Annotated in this window: 4 protein-coding genes and 1 pseudogene; 3 read left to right on the top strand and 2 right to left on the bottom strand. The window is 73.6% G+C overall.

The genetic code is table 11. From position 1 onward, the window contains the following. Together PROKR_RS31690 and PROKR_RS18975 are read left to right on the top strand one after the other, a co-directional pair. Positions 1–194 (top strand): annotated as a pseudogene (locus PROKR_RS31690) (Gfo/Idh/MocA family protein); the annotation flags it as partial. Between the two features lie 81 nt (positions 195–275). Then, positions 276–1,136: a hypothetical protein gene (locus PROKR_RS18975; RefSeq protein ID WP_036965744.1), complete on the top strand. Its 861-nt coding sequence runs from the start codon at positions 276–278 to the stop codon at positions 1,134–1,136. Positions 1,137–1,230: 94 nt separating this feature from the next. On the opposite strand, the gene PROKR_RS18970 is transcribed toward PROKR_RS18975, so the two are convergent. Further along, a complete protein-coding gene (locus PROKR_RS18970) occupies positions 1,231–5,073 on the bottom strand; it encodes a S8 family peptidase (RefSeq protein ID WP_157602259.1) in 3,843 nt (1,280 codons plus the stop codon). Positions 5,074–5,239: 166 nt separating this feature from the next. Then, positions 5,240–5,485, bottom strand: coding sequence for a hypothetical protein (locus PROKR_RS18965; RefSeq protein WP_036965739.1), 246 nt, complete (start codon positions 5,483–5,485; stop codon positions 5,240–5,242). A gap of 95 nt (positions 5,486–5,580) precedes the next feature. Here PROKR_RS18965 and PROKR_RS18960 point away from each other — a divergent pair. Further along, the coding region (locus PROKR_RS18960; RefSeq protein ID WP_281171734.1) for a glycoside hydrolase family 3 protein at positions 5,581–6,808 on the top strand (1,228 nt) is incomplete at its 3' end.

Below are 6,808 nucleotides of genomic sequence, written 5' to 3'. Positions count from 1 at the left end.
CGAGCGGCGCGGCCGAGCCGCTCGCGATCGGGCACGCGGGACACCTGGCCCAGTGGACGGGGATCGTCGAGGCGCTGGAGACGTCGACGCCGGCGCCCGTCGGCGTCGACGACGCCGTGGAGACCGTGCGGCTGCTGTGCGCGATCCAGCAGGCGGCGTCGTCGGGCGCGGTGGTGCGGCCAGCAGCCCTCTGATCAGGGATTATGCTGTCCCTGCCGATTCTGAGCCCTGCTCACGAACCTACGGTCCACCAGGTCTCGACGAGGGGGAGCTCGATGCCGGTTGCACACGAAGAGGACACGGCGCGGCACCCGGAGCGCGCCGCCGCGGACGAGGTCGGGTTGCCCGAGGGCGATCCTCAGGTGCGGCGCGACCGGCGCCTGGGGAACCGGATCATCGGCGGGCTGGTCGGGGCCGTGCTGCTCGCCGCGGTCGTGGGCGTGCTGGGCCTCCGCGGAGGGGACGAGCTCGACCCGATGTTCGAACCCACGGACGTCGCGACGGCCCTGCCCGTGGGCGAGGCCGCGGAAGGCGCCGGTGCGACCGGGGACGTCGCCGACGTCCCCGTCGGCTTTCCGCAGAGCGTCGACGGCGCGGTCTCGGCCATGATGACCTACGGCAACGCGGCCGACGCGGCGCTGTTCCGGACGTCGCAGGAGCGAGCGCAGATCGCCGAGCGGATCTTCACCGACGAGGGGCACGCCGCGAGCGGCCTGACCGACCAGGCGGCCGCGGAGGCGCAGGACCGGCTGGGGGCAGACGCGCTCACCGGGTGCGCCTACGAGTTCGGCGCCTACAAGGTGGCCTCGGTGGGGAGCTCCGACGCCGCGCAGGTGCCCTTCTGGGTGGTCGTCTCCACCTGGGCGCCGTGTCTGCGCGGCGCCGGCGGGGCACAGGACGCCTCCGACGTCGACATCCGGTGGACGCAGCGGACCAGCACCCTGCGCTGGGACGGTAGGGACTGGCGGGTCGAGGCCACGGTGAGCTCCGACGACCGGGTCCCGGTACCCGCCGACCCGGACGACGTCGCCGTCACGTTCGAGGAACGGGCCCGGCTCGTCGGGAAGGGCTGGACGCTGCCGGCCGACGCCACAGAGAAGATCGCCCCGGACTTCTGGTCGGGGGGCACCCGGTGACCCGCACCTGACCCGTCCGGCAGCAAGGCCCCCGCCGCAGGGCGGGGGCCTTCGTGCCCTACCGGGCCGGACCGCTCAGTGGCGGGCGTTCACCTCAGTGGCGGGCGTTCACCGCGAACGCGTCGATCACCGTCTCGGAGAAGGTCGCCCCCGCCGCGTCCCGCGCCTCGGAGCGCAGCGACACCGTCGTCGATCCCGGCGGCGCCGTGACCGTGGCGGAGTACGCGCCCTGCCCGGCCGCCCGGCGCACGCGCACCGGCGTCCAGTGCTCACCGCCGTCCGTGGACGACCACAGCTTGAGGCTCGTGACGGGTGCTGCCCCGGCGGCGCCGTCCTGGTGCGAGACCTGGAGGTCCAGCTCCGTGGAGCGCCGGCTCGCCGTGTTGTACGCGTCCAGGCCCTGCACGCCGTAGTCGAGCTGGAGCAGCGGCAGCACCTCCGGGGCCCTGCTGCCGCCCGAGACGAAGCCCCACTCGGTCGTCACGTCCGTCGACAGCGGCCACCAGGGCGTGTCGCGGTGCGTGTCGAGCCGGATGCGGAACCGCTCCTTGCCGGTGCCGACGTCCTGCGTCGCGTACGTGCCGAACGCGTCATCCGTCAGCAGGTCGTCGCCCTGCCAGACCCGGAGCCGGCCCGTGGAGGCCTCGTCCGGACCCCACTCCTGGGCGTGGCCCTCGCCGTCGACCCGGTAGGGCAGGTCGATCCCGAGGGTGCTGCCGTCGCGGTAGACCGCGGCGTCCCGTGGGCCGGCCGGGGACGCCCAGAGTCCGCCGTGGTGCACCTGGGCGTTGTAGGTCTCCTTCGGCTGCTTCCCGGGCGCGTAGGTCACCGGCTCACCGTCGATCCACGCCGGCCAGGCGTTCAGGCCCTGGGCGGCGGTGGAGCCGCGCTGGAACCGCACGCCGGGCTCGGTCGAGTAGTAGACCGTCCGCCCGCTCACCGCGCCCGTGGTCCAGGACTGCTGCCAGCCGCTCATCGTGCTGCCGCTGGTGATGGTGAGCCGCTCGGCGTTCCGGAGCCCCGCCGCGAACGGCTTGAACGACCGCAGCTCGGTCTCGACCGCCGCGAGGTCCCTGGCCGAGGGCCGGTAGGTGAGCGATCGGGGGATCGTCCGCCCCTGCTCGCTGTAGCCCAGCGCGTACTGGTAGGACGGCGTCGCGCGGCCCGTGCCTCGCAGCGTCGCGCCGCGGCGGGCGGCCTCGACGAGCTGGAGACCGAGGTCGCGCTTCAGCGTCAGCGTGGGCACGGCCTGGTCGTTCATGGTGTTGATCGTCCGGTTGTCCACCTGGTGGTAGAACGGGCCCGGCGTGGACCCGTACACGATCACCGCCACGGCGCCCGCGTCCGCCGCGGCCTGCGACTGCGGGTTCAGCGTGAGGTCGCCGGTGTCCTCGACCAGCACGACGGCGCCATCCGCGTGCACGGCGGCCAGCTCCTCGGGGGTGCCCGTCCCGGCGTCCACCAGCCGTGCCGACATCCGGCCCTCGTACCGCGGGGACCGGACCGCGTTGCCCAGCTCGCGCGACACGTCGAGCGATGTACCCCGGCCCACGGCGGCGACGTCGAGCAAGGGCTGGTCCAGCAGGTACCGCGACGTCACGGTGGTCCCGCCCGCGAGCGGGCCGCCGTCGCGCAGCACGTAGGCGGTCAGCTCCATGCCGCCGGTGTAGTCGCCGGTGCTGAACGAGGTCCCCGTGGTCACCGGTCCGCTCCGGCCCGGCAGGTCGCGGACCAGGTCCGAGGCCAGGGCGCGGGGCGCCACCTTCTTGGGCGTCTCCATGCGCACCGGGACCGCCGCGCTGCCGTCCAGCGTCAGGGTGGCGTCGCCGGACGTCAGGTCGGCGTCGCGCGTGAAGCTGACCACGCCGTCGAAGTAGGCCGCCGACGGCGACACCGCGTCGAAGAGCTGGCCCTGGACCGCGTAGCGGCCGGCGGGCAGGCGCACCTCGGCGACGCCGTCGGTGAACTGGAACCACTGGTTCACGTTCGGGTCGTCGATCCCGTGGACCCAGCCCGCGTCCGGGTTGCCGGCGGGCCGGCCGCCGAGGCGGCTCGCCTCGATACGCAGCGTGTACATGTCCGGGTCGCTCTGGAACGCCAGCACGGTTCGCACGGCGGGGAACCCGGCCCCGGTCGCGCGCAGCACGCCGGCGAACACGTCGGGCTCGTCCGAGCGCGGGTCGATCGTCACGTCCGCGGACGCCGAGCCGTGGGCGGGGATCGTCAGGGTGTCCGTGGACAGGGACGCCACACCCGCGGGGACGGGCACGCCGTCGGCCGCGTTGACCGAGAGGGCGAGGTCCACCTCGACGGCCGTGCCGGAGTCGTTCGTGTACGTGACGGTCTGCGTGCGCGGCGTCTGCTCGGCACGGGGCGAGTCGAACAGCCCGAAGGAGAGCGAGGCCGGCGTCGCGTAGACCGCCTCCCTGATCGCCCCGGGCACCCACGCGCGGCCCGCGCCCTCGGCGAACACCGAGTTCCCCGCCGGCTGGGCCGAGCCCATCAGCACCGACTTGAGGGCCTCGCCGTCAAGCTCCGGCCGGGCCTGCTTGAGCAGCGCGGCCGCCCCGGCCACGTGCGGGGTGGCCATCGACGTGCCGGACATGGCGGCGTAGTGGTCGCCGACCGGCACGTCGGGGGTGGTCTCTGCGGCGCGGGCGGCGACGATCCCGTCGCCGGGCGCTGCGATGTCGGGCTTGATCGCGTGGTCGCCGAACCGCGGACCCATCGAGGAGAAGTACGCGATGTCGTCGGAGTCCGTCACCGCGCCGACCGTCAGGGCGCTGTCCGCGGTACCGGGCGTGGTGACCGTGAACGGGGTGCCCCAGTTGCCCTCGTTGCCGGCCGCGATGGTGACGAGCGTGTCGTAGCGTTCCGACACCGAGTCGACGGCGAGGGCCGCGGGGTCGGTGCCGTCGGTGTACCCGCCCCGCACGCCGAGGCTCATGTTGATGACGTCCGCGCCGTTCGAGGCCGCCCACTCCATGGCGTCGATGGCCCAGGACTCGTCGCCCTCGCCCTCGTCGTTCAGGACGCGGCCGTTCAGCAGCCGGGCGCCGGGCGCGACGCCGCGGTTCTCGCCGTCGGACGCCTCACCGCTGCCCGCGATGATCGATGCGACGTGCGTGCCGTGGCCGAGGGCGTCGTGCGTGCTGCCGGAGCCGGTGAAGTCCCGTTCGAGGGCCACGATGCCCTGGTCCAGGTCGGGGTGGGTGGTGTCTATGCCGGAGTCCAGGACCGCGACGGTCACGCCGGTGCCGTCGATGCCGAGGTCCCAGGCGTCGGTCGCGCCGATCTGGGGCGTGGAGTCGGCGTCCGACACCTCCAGCGGGGCGTCCAGCCACACCTTGCTCACGGTCCGGCCGTCCTCGACGGCGTCCACGAGCGGGCGGGCGCCCTCCGCCGGGACGTCGCCCGCGACCGCGTCGATCGACTCCAGGGTCCGGTCGACGTCGACGTCGAGCGCCTCCCAGGCCGGCGCCGTCGACCGGGCCGCGCGGGCGGTGGTGGTCTGCACGATCACCGGCAGGGCGGCGTTCGCGCCATCGTCCTGTGTCGCGTCCTGCGCCGCCTCCAGGGCGGTGACGTCGAAGAGCCGGAGGTCCAGGCCCGCCGGCACCAGGTCGGCGACGTCCGACGGGACGACGAAGTAGTGGCCCGCCGCGTCGCCGAAGGCGGCGTAGCTGACCGGGCGACCGTCGGGCCGCGGCGCGGCCTCGAACCCGACGGTCGGCGTGCCGTCGTCGGCGGTGCTGGTGGTGACCCGGTCACCGGTGACGAGGACGACGTCGGTGTCCGGGACGTCCGGAACCGACGGCGGCGCCTCAGGCATGGTGGCCACGGCCGGCGGCGCGGAGCCCACGGCTGCGGCCGTGGGCAGGGCGCCCACGACGAGCGCGGCGGCGGTGGCCGCGACGACCAGTCTTCTTGCTCTCACAACGATCTCCCAGTGGTTCCGCAGCGATGACGGAGGGGTGGAACAGTCGCTGCAGAGGCTGACAGGCCTGGGAGCCGTTGCTGTGTCGGGCGTGTGTCGTAACGATTTCGATGATGTCGGACGTTCCGGTCTTCGACCGGTCTGCGCCCCCCGGGGGTGGGGGTGCTCAGCGCAGCGTCGGCCCCTCCACGGCCACGGGGCCGTGGGCGCCCGGGCGCTTGATCTCCAGGTTGAGGGTGCTGCGCGACGTCGGGATCACGACGAGCTGGGCCTCGTCGCCGCCGGTGTCGATGGCGCGCACGTGCAGGTGCCCGTCCTTGAGCTTGAGGGCGAACTGGTCGGCCCCGGCGACAAAGCGCACCTCGCTGTCGTCGGTGATCACGGTGGGGCCAGTGGGCAGGGTCTTCGGCATGGGTACAGCATGCCCTGGCGGGGCCGCGCGGCACGAGTGTCCGCCGTCCGGACAAACACTTACCGCCCTGTAAGTTTGTGGGTACGCTCCTCCCCGTGAACACCACCATCCAGCCCGCGGACGACGGCGCGGTCGCCACCGCCCCTGCCTACCTCGACCCGAGCCTCCCCGTCCCGGAGCGGGTCGCCGACCTGCTGGCCCGGATGACGGTTCCCGAGAAGGTCGGGCAGATGCTCCAGCTCGACGCCCGGGGCGACTACGAGGGCGACATCCTGCGCAAGCACGTGGGGTCGATCCTGCACACCTCGCCGAGCCGGCTGAAGCTGGCCCACGACCTGGTGGAGCAGACCCGGCTGCGCATCCCGCTCCTGGTGGGCGAGGACTGCATCCATGGGCACTCGTTCTTCGAGGGGGCGACGATCTTCCCGACCCAGCTCGGCATGGCGTCGTCCTGGGACCCGGACCTGATCGAGCAGGCCGCCCGGGTCACCGCCGTCGAGGCGGCCGCGACCGGCGTGCACTGGACCTTCAGCCCGGTGCTCTGCATCGCCCGCGACCTGCGCTGGGGCCGGGTGGACGAGACGTTCGGCGAGGACCCGTACCTCATCGGCGAGCTCGCCTCGGCGATGGTGCGCGGCTACCAGGGCTCCGGGCTCGCGGACCCGACGGCGATCCTGGCCACCGCCAAGCACTTCGCCGGGTACTCCGAGACCCAGGGCGGGCGTGACGCGTCCGAGGCGGACATCTCCCGCCGCAAGCTGCGTTCCTGGTTCCTGCCCCCGTTCGAGCGGGTCGCCAAGGAGGGCTGCGCCACCTTCATGCTGGGCTACCAGTCCATGGACGGCGTGCCGATCACGATCAACGACTGGCTCCTGAACGACGTGCTGCGCGGCGAGTGGGGCTACACCGGCACGCTGATCACCGACTGGGACAACGTGGGCCGGATGGTCTGGGAGCAGAAGATCCAGCCCGACCACGCCCATGCCGCCGCGGCGGCCGTGCGGGCCGGGAACGACATGGTGATGACCACCCCGCAGTTCTTCGAGGGCGCCCAGGAGGCCATCGAGGCCGGGCTGCTCGCGGAGGCGGACCTCGACCGTGCGGTGGCCCGCATCCTGACGCTGAAGTTCGACCTCGGCCTGTTCGAGGACCCGCGCCGGCCCGACGCGGAGCGCGCGACGAGCCTGATCGGCTCCGCGGCGCACGCGGCCGTGAACCTGGACCTCGCCCGGCGGTCCCTGGTGCTGCTCCGCAACGTCGACGGCACGCTGCCGATGGGGGGCGCCGTCGACCTGCCCCGGCGCATCGCCGTCGTCGGGCCGC

It is taken from the genome of Promicromonospora kroppenstedtii DSM 19349, assembly GCF_000515355.1.
GTDB lineage: Bacteria > Actinomycetota > Actinomycetes > Actinomycetales > Cellulomonadaceae > Promicromonospora > Promicromonospora kroppenstedtii.
Note: the sequence above shows the minus strand (reverse complement) of the source record. Positions and strands in the feature narration are given on the sequence as shown.